Raw genomic sequence first — 20,370 nt, forward strand, 5'->3', positions numbered from 1 at the left:
AAAATAATCAACAAGACAAAATAAAATGGATCCAAAAACGTCCGAAGCCGTTAGAACTTCAACACCGGAAGATACCGCATCAGCGTTTCTTTGAGTATCTTCAGGTTGATGGGCTTGGTAATGAAATCGGATGCACCTGCCTGACGCGCACTCTCCATATCCGAGTCGAAGACATAAGCCGACTGCATGATGATTGGAATTTCGGTATTGATCTTACGGATTTCCTTAAGCGCCTCAATACCTGTCATCTCCGGCATTTTGATATCTAACAAGATCAGATCAACGATACTTCCGTGTTCGTTAAACTTCTCTATGGCTTCCTTACCTGTTTTCGCACGAATCAAATTGCAATGTTTCTGCAAAATAGTTTTCAATAACAGATAGTTACTTTCTTCATCCTCTGCGATCAGAAGAGTAACCTTGTCTTGCATGGGAGCATCTTGTGCTACTGTGTTCATATTGTACAATTTATAAATGTTACTATTCGCAAATATACTTCGTTTTCCGTCTGATGAAATAGGAGATACCCCGACAAAAGGGAGGGTTACCGTAAACCGGCTTCCCACGCCGATCTCTGAGGTTACATTTATATCTCCTCCAAATCGATCAACAATCATCTTACAGATTGATAATCCTAAGCCAGCGCCCTGTTTAAAATCATCTTTCTTGAAAAATCTCTCAAAAATATTAAATAAATCCACTTCTGGTATACCTTTTCCCGTATCTTCTACAAAGAAACGCAAAAATTCATCATCTTCACGGGTATAACCGACCGTAACAGACCCTTTTTCCGTAAATTTGACCGCGTTATTGATCAAATTCGTTATCACCTGGTTCAGTCGTAACTTATCGGTAATGATAAAAGAAGTCTCTTCCGGCAGATCGCCAATCAAATCCAGATGCTCCGGAATAATCACCCGCTGGGTGACCAGGATCTGATTCATCAGTTCATTCACATCGCAGACCTCTTCCTTGAACGACATGGCACCGGTCTCGATCTGGGCAATATCCAATACATCACTGATCAGTCCCAATAAGAGGTTACAATTGTTGCGTATCGTCTCAATAAAGACCTGCCGTTCGTCGGGGCCTAACTCCTCGTCAGAAGTTAAGACATTGGAAAATCCGACAATCGCATTCAACGGCGTCCGGATCTCATGGCTCATATTCGCCAGAAAAGCACTCTTCAGCCGGTCGGACATCTGCGCTTTATCGCGGGCTTTCTCTATATCCTGCAAGCGCTGTTTCTCGTGTTCAACATTTCGTACCAGGCCAAAGATATGAGGCACTTCCCTCTCCGAATAGATATGAATACTCGTATAGCGGAGTTCCCACCACTGATAGCCCTGTCCGTTGACATCCACCCGCATCTCAAACACCAGCGTGTTTAACGTACCATCGGCAAATTTCCGGTTGACCTCTTCCCACTGGAAGCGATCTTCGGGATGGATCATTTGCGCCAAACGTTCCAACGTAAAAGAATGCGTTCCGTCATCCTCTATGTTATTCAACGTGAAGAATGAGGGATCAAAAGTAATAAAACGATTGGGATAATCCAAATGCCAAGAAACAACGTCTCCAGCACCTAAGGTCAATTCCAGGAATTCCCTTTGCGCCAGTTCTTCCGTGATATCATGGAATACGATAACTGCTCCATACAATTCTTTTCCCTGATAAATGGCGGAAACAGAGCCGACCACCGGAGAACTGTGGTTGCTTGCCTTGGATAAAAGCTGGAACGTACTGAATTCAACCGTATTATTCGTGGTAAAGACCGTATCGATCAGGGAATACAACAAACAGTCTTCCACGCCGTCCGACAAGTCCATAATCGAAAAGACATTCTTTCCTTTATACTGATTTTCATCCCCACCCAACTGAAGCCAATACAGAGCCGCCGGATTGATCGTGAAAATATTCATATTCCGGTCCACGGAAACCACCCCTTCGCGGATAGAAGACATCACGATCTTGAGTCGCCGGCGATGTCCCTCTAATTCTTCCTGCGCTTTCTTCTTCATGATCTGCGCTTTCTTATACAAGAAAAAGACCACGGCCGAGACCAGGAGAATGGCCGAAATGCCGGTGATAACAAACAGAAGGTAGCGATCGCCGTATTCTTCAAAAAAGGACTGATTGATCAGGACACTGTCAGCCGGTAACTTATCTTTACTGATACCGCACTTTTTCAGCTGCAACCAGTCGAAAACAGGCTTCTTCTCGCTTGCGGTAACCGGCAGTTCACTGATGGACTTGCCTCTCAGGATCTCAACACCGCGCTCGGCCGCCTGATAAGACATCGCATAAGCGGGAACAAGATATCCGCCCAGATAGCCCTGTCCCAAGCCTTTATTATCGACAGAGAAAAAAGGAACTTCCGTATTACGCGCCCGGCTGGCATAGAAGCGGCTCCACACCGGCATGATCCGCGGGTACTGATTGACAAACGCGGCATTCCACATAAGCGAACTACCCAGATTCTGATCCAGGTTGTTTATCTGCAGATCAATACCTGCATCTAAGTGATACGTTTCCACCTGCTCCTGGAAAACGGCGGTCGCCAGCTGGGACAATGGACTATCATCCACATCCAGTACTACCCCTTTCATCTCCGGATAAAAAGTTTTCATCAAAGCGATCGTTCGGACATAATCCGGTTCTGTTGTAAAACCGGTCACATTCTGCCGTCCATCCAGTAGGCTGTCGTCCCAGTAATCCGCTCCGCAGAAGACAACGGGCACCTGATAGGTCAACGGATTCTTTGATGCGAAAAAAGTTCTTATCGCCGGATCATTGCAGAGAATGATTAAATCAGGTACGGCGTATTCCTCAAAATAGTCATGAATAAGTTTCTGCTGCTCCGTTGTCGTCAGCGATTCGCTATCGAGAAACAGCGCTTTAAACTCTCCCTTCAGGCCGTTGTTCTTAAAGCCATCCAGTCCTCCACGCACCAATTCATTTCGCCAGGGCGAGTCTTCCCGGAAAGATTGGATCACCAACACATTATAACTACGCCCATCCTGGGAACTCCGCCCCGTGCAAGAATAGAACAAAAACATTCCTTGCAGGATCAAAAGAAAAAGACCAATATATCTCAGCGCACTATAACGTTTCATACTCCCCTTTCTCTATAGTTTCTTCTTCTTGCTTTTCATGCATCGGCAAATGTACATAAAAAGAAGTTCCGGCATTCAATTCCGACTCAACCTGTATGGTTCCCCCCAATCGCTTCACAATCTCATAGATAATGGATAAACCTAATCCGCCTCCTTGGGTGAAATTATCCGATTTATAAAAACGATCAAAAATCTGCGGCAGGTATTCCTGAGCGATACCCACCCCGGTATCCCGGACAAAAAGGATAACTTCCTCTTTCTCTTTATCCGCATAATAGCCCCAGGTGATACTGCCTTCTTCCGTAAACTTAAGCGCGTTATCCAGCAAATTGCTCATGATCTGCTTCAACCGGAAGACATCACCCAAAAGCACAGTTGGGCTTTCGGGAATATCCAGGAGATATCGTACATTCTCCTTCCGTCCTTCCTCGGGAATATAATGATGCAGTAAATCTTCCATGATCGAAGTCAGATCGCAGGGATCCTGACGGAACACAATACCGCTTTCTATGCGTGAGAGATCTAATATCTCATTGATTAGCTTGAGCAGCAACTTACAGTTTTCACTGATAATAGCCATAAACTCATCCCGGTTCTCTTTCGGGAGTTCTTCGCCTTCGATCAATAAGGTAGAGAAACCCACAATCGAGTTAAGAGGGGTACGCACTTCATGGCTCATATTAGCCAGAAAAGCACTTTTCAATAAATCCGAATTCTCCGCTTCATCTTTCAGGCGGATCAACTCCTGTTCCGCTTGCTTGAAGTTCTCTATATTGAGACAAATCCCCATCAAAAGGTAACGGGACTCTTTCGTTGCCTCAGGCAAAACCGAGATACGGAACTCCCACCACTGATAACCTTTGCCGGTGAAATCCATCCGTTGTTGTGTCGTCACTTTCTCGTCCGTCCCTTTCATGAGTTTCAAGAAAGAGAATACACTCTTGCGCCGGTCGTCCGGATGGATGGCACGAATGAAGTCTTCACTGCTGATCGAATGGCTTCCGTCATCCTGCAAGCCGAACGTACTAAAAAAAGACTCATCGAAGAGGATCAATCGATTGGCCTGATCGTAACGGCAGGCAAAGAGATCACCCGAGATCATGCTTAGAGCCAGATAGCCTTTCCGGGCATATTCATCCGTCGCATCATGGAAGCTGAGCACTGTGCCATAAGACATCCCGTTATAGTAAAGGCTGCTTATACTCCCGGCAACAGAAAAGGCTTTTTTATCTTTTGTGATGATATAGGCGGTCTTACTCAGCACACGGCTGCCCAGTGTCAGGGATAATTCCACCAACAGTTCTTTCAAATAAGACGGGTTATCTTTTTTCTGTATGTTAAACAAAGACCAGACCGGTGTTCCAACATAAGATTGCTTCGGATCAAAACCGAATAAAGCCACCGCGGTCTTATTCATCGAAAGGATAATGCCGTCCGTACTGATGGAAACAACCCCTTCGTTCAGCGATTCGATTGTGATATCCAGCTCTTTTCGCTCTTTCTTCAGGTTTTCCTTTGCCTTATTTTTATTATACGATTCCCGCCGGTACAAGCGGGCCAACATCAAGGCGAAAAGAGCGATAAATAAAGAAACGATTACAGAAGCGGCTATGATCTGCATCTTGTACTTCATCAATATCGGCATATTGATGATGATGCTTTCGTCGGGCAATCGATCCAGGTCGATCGACCAGAAATGCAATTGCTCCCAGTCGAATACAGGGATCTGTTTACTCTGCGTTATCGGATGATCTTCAATCCGTCCTCCCCGCAGAAGATCAATAGCAATACGCATGGCCTGATACCCCTGCTGATCCCCCGGCGTCATGTATCCGCCGATTTGTCCGCTACCGAAACCTTCGCTACTAACCATTAAGAACGGAGCAGTCCCCATACGGGGCAAAGCCGCATAAGAAGGATGCCATAAAGGCAAGATACAGAGACTGTTTAGTTTGTAATACAACACATTCTTAAGCATAAATCCGGGTAACATATCGACCCGTTCGATACGCAGCTTGAACGGATTGACAACACTGCGCGCAGAGCGCAGGCTATCGGTTTCGCTGTACGACCAGTAAGACTCATAGATTTCTGTCAGATTCGGCGTATTCCGTAGTTGTTGTCTGGCGGTATTTACAGCTTGTTTCCCAATATCCGAATCCTCAGCGATCAGAATAATTTCATCTACCTGACCGGATATTTGCCGGGCTAACTGATAACACGTCTCATAATCCGGCGTAGTCATCAGCCCGGTCATATTCGGATGTTTCTCGGATGCTTCTTCAGGCAGATAAGCCACACCGGTAAAAACAACCGGTATACGATAAGCAAACGGATGCTCGGAAGTCATAAGAGCCAATAAGGCTTCGTCCCCGGAGACAAAAATCAGATCCGGTGCTTTGTCTTTATAGGCGTCTAACTTTTCCTGTATGTATTTTGTTTCCAATCGGATGTCCACAACCTCATCCCGCAGATAGATCGTTTCGATATCCGCAGACAGCTTATTTTCTTTTATGCATTTATAAATACCTTGCTGCAGATGATCCATCCAGCCATTTCCCTGTTCATACGAATGGATGATCAAGATCTGTTTTTTCTCTGTCCGCTGATAGCCTAATGCAAAATAGGCCATTACCGCGACCAGTAGACCTGTCAAAAAAAACAATCCGATTTTCTTTCGCTTTGCAGTATATTCTATTATCATCAAGATCCTTTATTATTGGGGCTTTCAAAGAAAGCGTAAAAATACTAAACATCTTGGAAAAAGATGCCACACAATATGGAACAAAGAATAAAATAAATTGTTCGCTACCCTAGCGGATAAATTCTATTTTTATACATTTGCATAGAATGACGAATACGCATAACTTATGAAGAGTAAAAGTTTAGTTTCTATTGATCAATGCAGCAAAGAGGATATTCTCCGCATCCTGAGAAGCGCTGAACGTTTTGAAGAAAACCCTAACCGGAAAATCATGGAAGGTAAAATCGCCGCCACCTTGTTCTTCGAGCCATCCACCCGTACACGCCTGAGTTTTGAGACGGCTGTCAATCGCCTGGGTGGTAAAGTCGTAGGATTTACGGATGCGTCCACCACCAGTTCTTCCAAAGGAGAGACATTGAAAGACACCATACTGATGGTCAGCAATTATGCCGATGTGATCGTGATGCGGCATTACCTCGAAGGAGCAGCCCGCTATGCTTCGGAGGTGACGGATGTGCCGATCATCAATGCAGGAGATGGGGCCAACCAGCATCCTTCCCAAACCTTGCTGGATCTTTATTCGATCCAGAAAACCCAGGGCACACTGGAGAACCTGACCATAACCATGGTGGGCGACCTGAAATACGGGCGAACCGTTCATTCCCTGATTGTCGGCATGTCGCATTTCAATCCGACCTTTCATTTTATCGCTCCCGATGAACTGCGCATGCCGGACGAACAAAAGCATTTCTGCGATAAACATGGCATCCGATACACCGAGCATGCCGATTTCACGGAAGAGATCATCAATCAGACGGATATTCTCTATATGACCCGCGTACAAAGAGAACGGTTTACCGACCTGGTGGAATACGAACGGGTAAAAAACGTGTATATCCTGCGCAACAATATGCTGGCCAATAGCCGGGAGAACCTGCGTATCCTTCATCCGCTGCCTCGTGTCAATGAGATTGCTTATGATGTCGACGACAATCCGAAAGCCTATTATATCCAACAGGCACGTAATGGATTATTCACGCGGGAAGCGATTATCTGTGAAGTATTAGGAATTGAGATTTAATAAGCACACATATTATGGTTAAGAAAAAAGAGCTACAGGTCGCTGCGCTGGAAAACGGAACCGCGATTGATCATATCCCCCCCAGCCAGTTATTCAAGGTGGCATCGCTTTTGGGATTGGAAAAGATGGACAACACGATTACCATCGGGAACAATTTCCATAGCAAAAAGATGGAATCCAAAGGAGTGATCAAGATCGCGAACAAATTCTTCGCAGAAGATGAGATCAATCGCATCTCCCTGATCGCGCCGAACGTGATCCTGAATATTATTCGCGACTATGAAGTGGTGGAGAAGAAGACCGTTACCCTGCCGGAAGAACTGGTCGACGTGGTGAAGTGTAACAATCCTAAATGTATCACGAACAACGAACCGATGCTTTCGCGCTTTGAAGTGATCGATAAAGGGAAAGGCTCGATTCGCTGTCGCTATTGCGAGCGCAAAATAAACAAAGAAGATATTGTGATCAAATGAAAGTAGACTGGAAACCGGGAACCCTGATCTATCCCCTCCCCGCCGTTCTGATCAGTTGCGGGAAAGAACCTTCCGAATACAACCTGATCACGGTCTCATGGGTCGGCACGATCTGTACCAATCCCCCGATGTGTTATATCTCCGTTCGCCCCGAGCGCCATTCGTATGAGTTGTTAAAGCGGGATATGGAGTTTGTCATCAACCTGACCACGCAGGAGATGGCCTATGCCACAGACTGGTGTGGCGTCAACTCGGGTAAAGACCATCATAAATTTGAAGAAATGCAGCTGACTCCAGAGAAAGCCTCCGTAGTCTGCGCGCCCATCCTGAAAGAATCTCCATTAAATATTGAGTGCCGGGTGAAAGAAGTCATGGCGTTAGGCAGTCACGATATGTTTATTGCCGAAGTGGTCAATGTGCAGGCCGACGACAAATACCTCGACCCCGTAACCGGTGCTTTTGATATGGAACGGGCGAACCTGTTGGTCTATGCCCATGGGAAGTATTACGAACTGGGAGCTTTTATCGGTAAATTCGGTTGGTCGGTTCAAAAGAAAAAGTAACGGCATGAGATCCTTTTCATTACTTCTTCTACTCTCATTTGTTTCTTTCTCTTCTTTTGCACAGGAAAATGAAGAGGTCAGAAAAAGTAATTTCGTTTATCAAAGTAAAACATTCAACCTGGGAGCGACCATAGGTTTCAATTCCACATTCCCGATTGTCAAATCCATCACGATAGACGACCTGCAACTGGAGGATATTCGTCTCACCTACAAAGTCGGTGTTCAGGCATCCGTTTTCGGTCGGATCAATGTGGATCGTTTTTTCATCCAACCCAGTTTCTCGTGGCAACATTCCGAAGGAGATATCCATTTCAGTATTCCTCAAGCTGAATTGCCCGACCTGCCGGCAGCAGAAACAACACGCCAAAGCGCGCATCTGGAGATGTCCAGGCAGTCTCTTCAGGTTCCGGTTCATATCGGTTACCATATTGTTCGTGAAGGACCATACGCTTTAAGCTTTCTGGCCGGTCCGACACTCAAATATGACTATAATGTGACATACAAATCCCTGTCGACCGGCAGCGTTCACGAATTTCTCAGTGAGAGTAATCCGTTCGGTCTGAATATAGCCATGGGTATTTCCGTTCAGATCTGGCAGTTATTCTTCGACTTCAGCTATGAGTTCGGTCTGAATCAAACCGAAACCGATTTCCGCAACAAACAAGCCGGCAGCCCTACCATTGAAAACAATATCCGGATCGACAAACGCATCAATGTCATGAGTTTTTCGCTTGGGATTATCTTCTGAACATTTTATTTCCCGCAAATGCCTTTGAACTGGCAGTAGAGACAGGCTTTACCTGTGGGCGTTTGAGTGAAGGGGTTGGGGGAGTTGAAGATTTCTTCCAGGCAGTGGCGCATGGCTTCTTCAAAGGGTTGGATATGGTTGCGGAAATCCTCGATCACCTCGGACTTGCCCCGCTCCTCTTTCTGCGTGATATCCGCGGTGAAGCCCGAACCGAAAAGCGAACGCATATAATAGATCCCGGGGCGGATCTTCCGGTCAGCCCCTTCGGGTAGGCGATGATACATCCAGGCATACATAAACACCTGCATCACGGCTTTCGAACGGTCTTTCTCTTCCGTATCGAAAAGGCTTTCGATGGTCCGGAAAGAGGAACTGCCACTCCCGCTCTTATAATCGATGATGCGCAAGCTGTCGCCCACGGCGTCAATCCGGTCGATATAACCTTTCAGGCGGATCTCCCGCGCGTTGGATAAGGTGAAAAGGTCGTCCATCCGCTTCTCCGAACGGATATACTGAAAAGGAGCTTGTTTGCCATCCACTTCCAGCATCTTCTCCACGTATTTACGGATCATCTCGCCGATAAGGAAGTTCTGCCCCGTCAAGGGGCGCACGGCATCCGAGTGAAAGAACTCCTTGGCGAAAGTGCGCATTATGGTATCGTTGAGCAATTGTTTGTTCTTGCGCATTAGTGTTAAGACATCCGCCGTGACCATCCGCCCGCAGAAAGGTTTATACAATTCTTCCAGGGTCGCGTGCAAGATACTTCCGAACATACTGCTTTCGACCGACTCGGTCACCTCTTCCTCTTCCCGTATATTCTCGACAACGGAAAAATAGAATTTCAACGGGCAGTCGAGATACGTATTCAGCGCGCTGGCGGAAATCGCCCGCTCGCCCCCTTTATGGAAAGCCCTGAGCTGCTCCATCACCTCCGGGGTCTTCTCGATTCGCAGGGCGGGTGTTTGAGAAGAAGAGACATTATAAACGACTAATTTATGTTGAATCGGTACCTGATACAGATAATGCAGCTGATGAACAAAACGGCTGACTTCCCCGGTCTGCATCCCAGCGGTGCGGGTGTCGTATATCAGGCTGACCTGGCTGGCGCGATAGATCAGCCGGTAGAAATGATAGGCCCAGACACTGTCCTGATGTTCGTAGGTCGGCAAGCCGAAACCGATGCGCAGGTGATAAGGGATAAAGGAATTGGCTGCTTTCCGCTGCGGGAACGTGCCTTCGTTCATCGACAGGATAATCACCCGGTCGAAGTCGAGCGCTCGGGTTTCCAATACCCCCATAACCTGTAGCCCGGAGAGCGGCTCCCCCTTGAAGGGGATCCGGATCATCTCTGCCGCCCGTTTCAATAGGCGGGCATAGGTCTCCGCTTTCATCCGGATACCGGCATCCAACATCACCTCCTTCAGCCGATTGACAGTCGTATAATAATGAAAGATAAACTCACCGTCCAACGCCGAAGCGGAATATTTATTCAGCTCTTCAAGCAGGCGCAGCAGATAGTCTGAGAGTTTATCCGCATCGTTTACCGGCGCAAAGAGAAGAGAGAGGAATGGCGTACACGCCAACTCTTCCTCCCGCACATAGACTTTGTTGTTCAAAGAGATCTCCCTCACCAGCGCAGCCGTCACCTCCGGTTCCGCCCCGGTGATATACCGGTGATTCAGGACCGGCAACACATCGCGAAAATAAAAACAAGGCGAGCCGTCCATGTACCGTATATTCCGTTGCAGGGAAAGTGTGGCATCGATAAGCGAAGCCGCCGGTGTGCCCGACAGGGGATAACCCATGGTCACATTGATCGACCGGATCTGTTCCGGTATAGAGTTCAATACGGGGATCAACATTTGTTCATCCGGCAATACGATGGCCGTGCGCAAAGCGTCTTCCCCTTCCATATCGCCCCGTTCGCAATACGACTGCAACAGCGTGTACACCTGTTTGGCCTGTCCGATGCCGGACGGGATGCCTATAACTTCCATCCGGGGTAGTTCAGCCTGCTCCGCCGGCAACGGGTGCCGGGAAGGAAATTGGGCGCGGTTATTCTCTACAAAATAGGAAGCTTTATTCTCCGGGTCCGTCACCTTCTCCGAGGCATAATCCCAGTAGAAATCGGCATAGTCCATCTGTTTCAACAACGTAAGCAGTTGTTCCTCCGCCTTGGACAAGGCGTTCAGTCCGACAAAGACAATCCGGTCATACGCCAACCGGTGGTGGTCCTGCCATTCGGGATTCTCCACCACTTCCCGGAAGATCATACCCTCATAGCCCAGCCCTTCCCGGGAGAGCTCCTGCCGGAGGGTATCATAGAGCGAATACAAGAGTTGCCAGACCGAAAGAAACTCCCGTTGGTTGGGCGAGTCGCCTTTCGGATAAAAAGAAGACCAGAAAGAACGGATCGCCGTAACCTGTTTCTCGCTGAGAAAACCAAAGTCATTTTCAATCTCGCGCAGATCCGTCACATTGGAAAAGAGCATCGAGGCATCAACCAGGTATTTATCGACATCGTCGAAGTCATTCAGCAGCATCTCTCCCCAATACAGAAACTCATCGAAGGTCTCCGTCGCCCCACTGACCCGCACATAAATCGTATACAGCGAGAAAAGCATACGGATCCGGTCGGCAGGCTGCTTGCCACTCAACTCCAGAAACAGATCGCTGATCGTCAGGATCGTCGGTGAGAAAACCGGCCCACCGGCAATCTCCGACAGGTATTTCTTAAAGAAAATACCCGCCCGTTGATTGGGAAACACAAAGGCCAGCCGACTGATATCGGCGCCATATTCCTTGTAGAACAAGGCAGCTATTTGATGTAGAAAGGGACGCAAGAAAATTATGAATTATGAATTATGAATTGTGAGAATTAAGATTTTAAGACCTCTTCGATGAGGGTTAACTCATCCGACGTGAAGTCCAGATGATCCAATGCATGCAGGTTATCCATCAACTGGGCAACCGAGCTGGCGCCGATCAGTACACTGGTCACCCGCCGATCTTTCAACAGCCAGGCCAGCGCCATCTCCGCCAGGGTTTGTCCCCGATCCAGAGCAATGGCATTCAGTTTCTTTACTTTTTCGATCACCTCCGGCGTGATCCACGCTTGCTGCAGGTGGCCGGTAGATTTGGCGGCACGCGAGTCGGCCGGGATGCCCTGCAGGTATTTATCGGTCAATACCCCCTGCTCCAATGGCGAGAAAGCAATCAGTCCGACGCCTTCTTTTTCCAATACGTTCAACAGATCGGGCTCTACCCAGCGATCGAACATCGAGTAGCGCGCCTGATGGATCAGACAAGGCACCTTATGTTCTTTCAGGACTGCCAACGCCTGCTCCGTCTGGGCAGCATTGTAGTTCGAGATCCCCACATAAAGCGCTTTTCCCTGCTTAACGATATCGGCCAGCGCACCCATGGTTTCCTCGATCGGCGTTTCCGGATCCGGACGGTGGGAATAGAAGATATCCACATAATCCAAGCCCATACGCTTCAAACTCTGATCAAGGCTTGCCATCAGATACTTGCGGCTTCCCCAGTTCCCGTAAGGCCCCGGCCACATATCGTATCCGGCCTTGGTCGAGACGATCAGTTCGTCGCGGTAATTGCCCAGGCCTTTTTTCAGGATGCGCCCGAAATTCTCTTCCGCCGACCCATAAGCCGGTCCGTAATTATTCGCCAGATCGAAATGGGTAATTCCCTGATCAAAAGTCGTATGTGCGATCTGAATATAATTCTCGAACACATCCACACTGCCAAAATTATGCCACAGCCCCAGGGAGATGGGAGGCAACAAGATCCCACTCTTACCGCAACGCCGATAAGAACAACTCAGGTAACGCTCTTCATTCGCTTTATAGATTTCCATCTGATCAATGAATTTTATGGTGTCCCACAAAGGTAGTTTATTTCGCGTATTTATTGGCTTTTTCTTTCATCCGTTAGGGAGGCATAAATAGGCAGGTATAAATAGGCAGGTATATAAAAAAAGAAAGACTGTCATCCCGACAGCCCAATCTTCATTGTTAACCTTAAATCTAATACCATGAAAAACACAATGCAAATATACAGCATTTATGTTTTGCAACATAACTTTATAGCATATTTCTTCGCGTCGTTAGAATTATTTAACAATAACAATCCCCCTTTCAACGCCCGAAGGACTTCGTTAAGGTACTCCTTCTCTGAATCCGGATCGGTGGGAGTAATTGTATCTTTTGTCGGGACTATTTGTTTGTTGATAACCGTCAACACATTTGTTGATAATTGTCAACAGATCTGTTGATAACTATCAACAAACTTGTTGATAATTATCAACAAATAACTACTCCTTATAATACGTTTATATTCAGGCGGGTATACGTCTCGCTAAAACAGGGTAAAAATGAAGGTCTTTTTGCAGCAATCGGAGGGCATAAAAAAGGCTGCCCCTTCCAGGGCAGCCTATGAACTCCAATTCATTAATGGTCATAAAAATCAAAGCTTTATCGTTAATCCCTTGCCGTCGTATGCGACGGTCTTATGCGGGGCGGGATGGGCATCGAAGCCGGTCTTCCGGTCCGGATGAATCCAGACGATATGGAAGGTGCGCTTCTCGGGCATGCCGTCGAATGATCCTTCGCGGGCGCCAACTACCAGGGTATGCGAGGCCTCGTCGTAGGTGATAGGAATCTGTGAATATTTTCCTTTTTCGTAATTGTAGTTCGTGCCTTCGTCTTCATACAAAGCGAAGGTTGCATCGGCGCCACCGTAGACATAAAGGGTGACCGGGGCATCCGGTTTCTCGGAAGTGTACTGGATCTCCGGTCCAACCGGGATGATCGAACCGGCCTTCACAAACAGAGGCATCCGTTCGTAAGGCGCATCGACTGTTTTATACTGTCCACCTTCCACATAGGCGCCGGTATAGAAATCGTACCAGCCTGTTCCTTTGGGGAAATAGACAGTACGGCTGCGGGCTTTGTATTCGTAGACCGGAGCAACCAATAGAGACGGGCCGAACATATACTGGTCGCCCATATCCAATACGGCCGGATCCTGACCGAAGTCCATCACCATCGGGCGCATCAGCGTATAGTCGTTGAGGTAGACCCAGCCCGTCATCGCATAGATATAAGGCATCAGGCGATAGCGCAATTTGTCGTAATAGACAATGGTCTGATACGCCGGATGCGACTCGGGTGCGATGTTATACACTTCCCGGAAGGGATACTGTCCGTGCGTACGGAAGAGCGGCACGAAAGCCCCGAACTGTGTCCAGCGGGCATTCAGTTCGCGCCATTCATTCATATCTTCGGAACCTTCGCGGGCGCGTTCGAAACGGCGTTGCACGCAGAAGCCACCGATATCCATTGTCCAATACGGATTGCCCGACATCGAATGGTTCAATCCGGCGGAGATCTGCGCTTTATAGTCTTCCCAACAGGTACCGATATCGCCGCTCCAGGTGACGGCCCCGTAGCGTTGCAGGCCGCAGAAGCCCGAGCGGGTCAAGAGGAACACACGTGTATCGTTGTTCACCGCCCGTTGCCCGTTATAAATCGCCATGGCATTGACCAGGGAATAGGTATTGAAATATTTGGTCGAAGGGCCCAGAACCGTCGGGTTCATCAACGCCTTGCGGTATTCCATGCTCGCGTTCGACAGGATATCCGGTTCGGAAGCATCCATCCACCAGGCATCAAAGCCTTTACTATACAGATGTTCCTCCATCTGTTTCCAGAACAATTCGCGGGCGCCGGCGCTATAGGCATCGTAGAACGAGCCGATATAGCCTTTGCCGATCCAGTCGCGGATACTGTCTTTCACCGCGCGTTGGTACATCCAGCCTTTTTCGTCGAACTCCTTATAATGTTCGGTCGTATGGTAGAACTTGGGCCAGACCGAGATCATGATCTGCGCGTTCAGGTCGTGCACCTGATCGACCATGCCTTTCGGATCCGGGAAACGTGCCGCGTCAAACTCATGGCTGCCCCAGGCATCCTGCGGCCAGTAGCTCCAGTCCAACACGATATTATCGATCGGGATTTGCCGGCGGCGGAACTCTTTGAGCGCACCCACCAGTTCGTCTTGTGTCTTATAACGTTCCCGGCTCTGCCAGAAACCCATTGCCCATTTCGGCATGACCTGCGCCTTACCGGAAACCGAACGATAGCCTTTAATTACATCGTCCATCGATTCGCCACCGATAAAGTAATAATCGATCTGATCGCCCATTTCGGAATAGAGCGAGAGGCGGTTTTGTTCTTCCCGATCGACAGGCGACAAGGCTTTCAGGCCGATATAAGAAACGCCCCCATCCGGCTGCCATTCCAAGCGGATATGGTGGTGCCGCCCGGCTTCCATGCGGACATTAAACTTGGCCACGGAAGGATTCCATGCCGTCCGCCAACGGTCGGCCATCAACTCGCCGTCGATCCATATCTTCGTATATCCGGCATAATAGAGTAAGAACCGGTGAACGCCCGACTCTTTGGCCTGCAAATCGCCTTCCCAAACAATGGTCGAGTTGTAGAAAGGGAAGTCGGCCGGGAAATTAGCGACCGTTTCCAGGTTTTCATAATCAATCGTATTCTCTACCCGGGAAACAAACACCTTATTCGTATCCGAATTCACATAATAGTTAGCCGTCAGACCACCCTCTTCCCCTTTGAGGTCATAGAGCTTGAACTGGCTCAGTTGATCATAGTCGCGGATATCCCCGAATTTGGTCAATGAATAATTGTCCCAAAGGATACCGTAGTTTTTGTTTGATACGAAGAAAGGGATAGACACTTTGGTGTTGTACTGAAACAAGGTTTCGTTCTTTCCTTTGTAATTGAACTCGTCGGCCTGATGCTGCCCGAGGCCGTAAAAAGCTTCGTCTTCCATGGAGTCGAAGACCTGATGGATATGGTAGCCCGGTGTCCCATCGACCGACATAGCCGTAAAGGACTTCCCCCCACCCCGGGCTTCCTTAAGTAATAGATTTCCATCCGGATCGGTAAACTTCACCTCGCCGGTCTTCAGGTCGGCGACGGCCCGCAAACGGGAAGTGGCCAACACAAGCTGGCCTTCTTCTTCGGTCACCTGCCACGATGTGGCAGGTGACCCTACCGGATCTACCACCATACTCGTATCCGTCGAGAAAGTAGATGCCGGCGTTGCCGAGACCCGTATGACTTGGTCATTCAGTACTTCCAAACGGACTTTACGAGCCAACTGCTCATCATCAGGCGATAAATGAATAATAACCCCCCTCTCATTTTTTTCCCATGTAGATTGGCAAGATAGTAGGATCGGAAGAAGAAGTGTAACACACAAAAACTTTTTTATCATGGTCTGCATTTATTTTGTTTTCTCTTTTGAATACAAAAATAGAATGCAAGCCACGCAAAGCGAGGGTAAGATGTTATCAACAAACGGCTAATTTGTTCTCAGCCGGGGGTGGTTTTGTTACATAAATGTGTACCAAATGTTATTGCGCATATTGAGAAGGCAGTACACCGAACTCATCCTTAAAGTATTTGCGGAAATACTTGGGGTTGTTGAAACCCACCTCATAAGCGATTTCGGAGACCGTCAACTGGCTCTCTTTCAATAGCTGTGCCGCCCGTTTCAAGCGGATAATACGGATAAATTCGATCGGGGTCTTGCCCGTGATCTGCGTCAGTTTCTTATAGAGATGCACGCGGCTCATGCCCAATTCGCGACTCAGCTCCTCCACGGAGAAGTCCGGATTAGCCATATTACTCTCCGTATAGGCCAATGCCCGCTCGATCAGTTTCTTGTCCAGGGAGTTCACCGCGATCTTCGAAGGTTCGATCTTTATCGTATCGGTAAACACTTTCCGGAGCTGCTTCTGGGTTTCTACCAGGTTACGGATCTTAGCCAGGAGGATATCCACATTGAACGGTTTGGTGATATAATCGTCGGCTCCGACATTCAGTCCTTCCAACTTGCTCTCATCCCCGCTTTTGGAGGTCAGTAGAATGACCGGGATATGCGAAGTGCGGATATCATTCTTCAGGCGTTTGCAGACTTCCAGACCATCCATTTTCGGCATCATCACGTCGGTCACCACGATCTCCGGAATCTCCTGGAAAGCCCGTTCCAGGCCGGCCTCGCCATCGGCAGCCTGCAACACCTGGTATTGCTCGTTCAATACGCCGGAGAGGAACAGGCAGAAATCTTCATTGTCGTCGATAATCAACAATTTGGGCAATTCATCCGCTTCCGTCGCCGGGATAGTGTCGGCTTCTTTTTCCGGCAGGGCTTCTGTTTCGTCGTCTTCCGCCCGGCATTTTTCTTCCGCAGGAGCAGGCGTATTCTCCGCTATCGGGGCATGTTCTTCCCCAACCGGCAGGAGGATCACAAAACGGCTCCCTCCGGCGGGTACACGTTCGGCCCAGATCTGCCCGTCGTGCATCAATACAAATTCTTTGGCCAGGTGCAAGCCGATGCCACTGCCCTGGTTGTTGATATTCGCCTCTTGCTTGACCTGATAGAAACGTTCGAAGATTTTCTCCAGGTCTTCTTCCGGTATACCGACGCCGGTATCCGTCACGGCGATACGCACATGGTCGGTATCGGGTTGATCCAGGTCTAACGTCACCCGGCCTCCCGAGGGCGTAAACTTATGCGCGTTATACAGGATATTGATCAGCGCTTTAGAGATCTTATCGGCATCAAACCACATATATAATTCGTCCGGTGAAGTGTTGACGGTCAGCTGGATGCGTTTCCGCGTCATAGCCTCCATCAGGCTTCCCGCCTGTTCGCGTACAAACTGGCTGATATCGGCTTTTGACCGGTTCAGTTTCTGGCTTTTCACATCCAGCTTGCGGAAATCCAACAGCTGATTGACCAACGTAAGCAACTGCGTCGCATTGCGGTGGATCATGGAAAGGCCCCCTTTCAGTCCCGGCTCTTCGGTCTTCTTGAGCAGTTCTTCCAAAGGAGAGATAATCAAAGACAAAGGGGTACGAAACTCATGGCTGATATTGGTGAAGAACTTCAGTTTCATCTCATCCAATTCGTGCTGTTGCAGAATCTTCATCTTCTCGCGCGCATATTCCAGTTTGCGCTCGCTCTTCAGTGCCACATACCGCCGGTATCCCAGGAACACGGCGATGACCAGCGCGATATAGATCATCCACGCCCATATCGTCTGCCAGAAAGGCGGCTCGATCTTGATCTTCAGGAAGATCGGGAATTCGGAATCATCACCGTTCTCACTGATCGCTTTAAGGATAAAGGTATAATTGCCGGGATTCAGGTTGGTATAGGTCACCCGGCGGCTATTCTTATCAGCCTCCAGCCATTGATCGTTAAACCCTTCAAGCTTATAGAGATATCTCGCTTTGCCGACATTCAGATAATCCAATGCGGCAAAAGCGATGGTGAAATAGTTATCCGTATATTCCAATACGATATCCGACGTTTGCGTGATGTTTTTATCCAGGATCACCCGTCCTTTATACGCCGACCCGGGCTGGATCCGTTCGTTGTAGATCAGGAAGTCGGTAAAAACAGCGGGTGGATTGGTCGCATTGTCGACGATTTGGGAAGGTTCGAAGATATTGAATCCGGAGGAGCCTCCGAAGACCAGTTCACCCCCGGAAGTACGCAAGGCGGCGTTATAGTTGAACTGCCCCGCCTGCAAGCCATCCGAGCGATTATAGCTGATCATTTTGAACGCATAAGGCTCTTCATTATCCGGTTCGCGCGTGGTGGAGATATAAGCGATCCCACTATTCGTCGCCGCCCAGACCCCGCCGTTTTCATCTTCCAGAATGCTCTGGATCAGGATGGAAGGCAAGCCGTCGGAATCATCAAAATACTTCAGGTACTGCAATGTCCGGTCGTACACAAACAAGCCGTTACGCGTGCCGATCCAAAGAAGTCCCCGTTCGTCCTCCAACAAAGCGTTGATATCAAACCGATTCAATTGCGCTTCGCTCAGGATATCTTTATCATAGAGAACCAACCGGTCGGCCGAGGCATTATAGACATACAAGCCGCGCTGCGAACCAATCAGGATCTCGCCATCCTTTTTCTGTAAGATGGAATAGACCGAGCCATCGGTCACAAAATGCTTCAGGCGCTCGCCGGTTTGGGAATCCAACACGACAACTCCCCCCCTCAGCGTGCCGATCCAAAGGCGGTTTTCCTTATCCAGAAGGATTTTCCAGACATTATCATCCGTCAGCGCCGCATTCTCTTTATTACTGGTCCGGTAATGCGTGAACCGGTTGCCGTCGTAACAATCCAGGCCCGACATATAGTAACCGATCCACAACCGGTTCAGGTGGTCCCGCTTCAGGCTGACAATCACATCGCCACCCGGAGAAGCCGGATTATTGGGGTTATGCCGGTAGGTGGTGTACTTATCCTGGGCGCGGTCGTAATAGATCAGTCCGCCTCCGTTCGTTCCCAGCCAGACATTCCCTTTTTCATCCTCTTCGAAACAGTTGATATCCGCAAAAGAGAGACCGGACTTATCCGTGATCGACTGGAATTTATATACATATTTATTATAATAACAAACACCTCGTTTGTACGTTCCCAGCCACATGATATTCATATCATCCCGGTAAAGGGTATTGATCGTATTTTCGGGCAGGCTCGAAGGGATGCTCTCGTCGTACAGCATGACCGACGTTTGGTTGTTCACCTTGTCGATCAAGGTCACACCGCCATGGTCCGTTCCGATCCAGATCAGGCCGTTCTCATCCTCCTGCACGCCCATCACGATATTATGAGAGATCGGGTGGGTCTTGGAGTTGACCGAATAATGGTCCCATTTTTTCTTTTTCGGGCAATAACCCGCCATCCCGAAATCGGCACCGATATTGTACACCCAGACATCACCCGTCGAGTCGACAAACAATTTCATCGTCGTGACATTCGTCTGCAGCATCATCTTGCGCAGGCCGTCGCTGCGTTCAATAATCGTGTGGGTTTCGGCATCCATGCATTCGATCACCCCGTTATCGAACAAGAACCAATAACAATTATCGCCTTGTTTGACATCGATGATAAGCCCTTTGCTCAAGCCGTCCCTCTTCCCCTGGGTAAATATTTCCAGTTCGCCGGTTTCGACTTTATACAACCGGATATCATCCCAGAGCAAAAACCAGAAATTCTTTTGTTTATCAATATACAAGCTGGAGAAGTCGGTGGCGCCGCAGTATTTCTCGAACAGACTGTTCACATTTTCTTCGAACCGCTGCAAGGTCAGGTCGTATACGGTATAGGAATAAGCGGTCTGCAGCCATAACTTCTTATCGTACGACTCCTGGATATTCCAGATATCATTATTGAAATAACCGCTCTGCCCGCTATTGAAGGATTGACGGTAGGTGATCACTTCATACCCGTCGTACCGGTTTAAGCCCGAAGGGGTTCCAAACCACATAAAGCCGTCGCTATCTTTATAGATACAACGGATCTCACTGTTACTCAACCCATCAGATACATCTATAGTCCGAAATCTATAGTTTTCCGCAGCGACGGCAGGTTGGAATATTCCTATACTGAACAGTACAAGAATAAGCGATATGGAACATTTCATGGCTTCTCTTTTCTATCAATTAATAATCAACGGCGCAAATATAACAATTCTTCAGGGATTTTGTTCCCGCACATTTTCACACAAATAACTACAAATATAGAGGCTTTTACCAAAATAAACGATAC

General features: G+C 48.3%; 10 protein-coding genes. 4 read left to right on the forward strand and 6 right to left on the reverse strand.

From position 1 onward, the window contains the following. Nucleotides 1-50 precede the first annotated feature (50 nt). Entirely contained in the window at nucleotides 51-3,116 is a 3,066-nt protein-coding gene (locus M2133_RS11935; RefSeq protein ID WP_277466370.1) for an ATP-binding protein, read from the reverse strand. Further along, nucleotides 3,103-5,772, reverse strand: a complete 2,670-nt coding sequence (locus M2133_RS11940; protein ID WP_277466371.1) for an ATP-binding protein — start codon at nucleotides 5,770-5,772, stop codon at nucleotides 3,103-3,105. The genes M2133_RS11935 and M2133_RS11940 overlap by 14 nt, the downstream gene beginning before the upstream one ends. A 214-nt stretch (nucleotides 5,773-5,986) precedes the next feature. On the opposite strand from M2133_RS11940, the gene pyrB reads away from it, so the two are divergent. From pyrB to M2133_RS11960, 4 genes are read left to right on the forward strand one after another with little or no spacing between them, the layout of a single operon-like run. Further along, complete coding sequence (pyrB, locus tag M2133_RS11945) at nucleotides 5,987-6,901, forward strand: aspartate carbamoyltransferase (protein ID WP_277466372.1); 915 nt, start codon at nucleotides 5,987-5,989, stop codon at nucleotides 6,899-6,901. Between the two features lie 14 nt (nucleotides 6,902-6,915). Further along, on the forward strand, nucleotides 6,916-7,374 hold the full coding sequence (gene pyrI / locus M2133_RS11950; protein ID WP_277466373.1) for an aspartate carbamoyltransferase regulatory subunit: 459 nt from the start codon (nucleotides 6,916-6,918) through the stop codon (nucleotides 7,372-7,374). Next, on the forward strand, nucleotides 7,371-7,937 hold the full coding sequence (locus M2133_RS11955; protein WP_277466374.1) for a flavin reductase family protein: 567 nt from the start codon (nucleotides 7,371-7,373) through the stop codon (nucleotides 7,935-7,937). The genes pyrI and M2133_RS11955 overlap by 4 nt, the downstream gene beginning before the upstream one ends. 4 nt (nucleotides 7,938-7,941) lie before the next feature. Next, nucleotides 7,942-8,685 (forward strand): porin family protein, encoded by a 744-nt coding sequence (locus tag M2133_RS11960; protein WP_277466375.1) that lies wholly within the window; start codon nucleotides 7,942-7,944, stop codon nucleotides 8,683-8,685. Nucleotides 8,686-8,690: 5 nt separating this feature from the next. Here the strand turns inward: M2133_RS11960 and M2133_RS11965 are convergent, their stop codons facing one another. The 4 genes from M2133_RS11965 to M2133_RS11980 all read right to left on the reverse strand — a co-directional run bounded on the left by M2133_RS11965 (nucleotide 8,691) and on the right by M2133_RS11980 (nucleotide 20,245). Continuing rightward, complete coding sequence (locus M2133_RS11965; RefSeq protein WP_277466376.1) at nucleotides 8,691-11,528, reverse strand: PD-(D/E)XK nuclease family protein; 2,838 nt, start codon at nucleotides 11,526-11,528, stop codon at nucleotides 8,691-8,693. 35 nt (nucleotides 11,529-11,563) lie between these two features. Beyond that, nucleotides 11,564-12,559 carry an aldo/keto reductase gene (locus M2133_RS11970; protein ID WP_277466377.1) on the reverse strand — a complete coding sequence of 332 codons (996 nt, stop codon included), beginning with the start codon at nucleotides 12,557-12,559 and terminating at the stop codon, nucleotides 11,564-11,566. 608 nt (nucleotides 12,560-13,167) lie between these two features. Further along, complete coding sequence (locus M2133_RS11975; RefSeq protein WP_277466378.1) at nucleotides 13,168-16,008, reverse strand: TIM-barrel domain-containing protein; 2,841 nt, start codon at nucleotides 16,006-16,008, stop codon at nucleotides 13,168-13,170. Between the two features lie 139 nt (nucleotides 16,009-16,147). Continuing rightward, nucleotides 16,148-20,245, reverse strand: coding sequence for a two-component regulator propeller domain-containing protein (locus M2133_RS11980; RefSeq protein ID WP_277466379.1), 4,098 nt, complete (start codon nucleotides 20,243-20,245; stop codon nucleotides 16,148-16,150). Nucleotides 20,246-20,370: the final 125 nt, after the last annotated feature.

Source organism: Parabacteroides sp. PF5-6, assembly GCF_029504695.1.
Lineage (GTDB): Bacteria > Bacteroidota > Bacteroidia > Bacteroidales > Tannerellaceae > QVMG01.

Bases quoted from the DNA above. Each gene is read 5' to 3' on its own strand.
- M2133_RS11955 (WP_277466374.1), top strand. From the start codon at position 7,371: ATGAAAGTAGACTGGAAACCGGGAACCCTGATCTATCCCCTCCCCGCC.
- M2133_RS11975 (WP_277466378.1), bottom strand. From the start codon at position 16,008: ATGATAAAAAAGTTTTTGTGTGTTACACTTCTTCTTCCGATCCTACTA.
- M2133_RS11970 (WP_277466377.1), bottom strand. From the start codon at position 12,559: ATGGAAATCTATAAAGCGAATGAAGAGCGTTACCTGAGTTGTTCTTAT.
- pyrI (WP_277466373.1), top strand. From the start codon at position 6,916: ATGGTTAAGAAAAAAGAGCTACAGGTCGCTGCGCTGGAAAACGGAACC.
- M2133_RS11935 (WP_277466370.1), bottom strand. From the start codon at position 3,116: ATGAAACGTTATAGTGCGCTGAGATATATTGGTCTTTTTCTTTTGATC.
- M2133_RS11960 (WP_277466375.1), top strand. From the start codon at position 7,942: ATGAGATCCTTTTCATTACTTCTTCTACTCTCATTTGTTTCTTTCTCT.
- M2133_RS11980 (WP_277466379.1), bottom strand. From the start codon at position 20,245: ATGAAATGTTCCATATCGCTTATTCTTGTACTGTTCAGTATAGGAATA.
- pyrB (WP_277466372.1), top strand. From the start codon at position 5,987: ATGAAGAGTAAAAGTTTAGTTTCTATTGATCAATGCAGCAAAGAGGAT.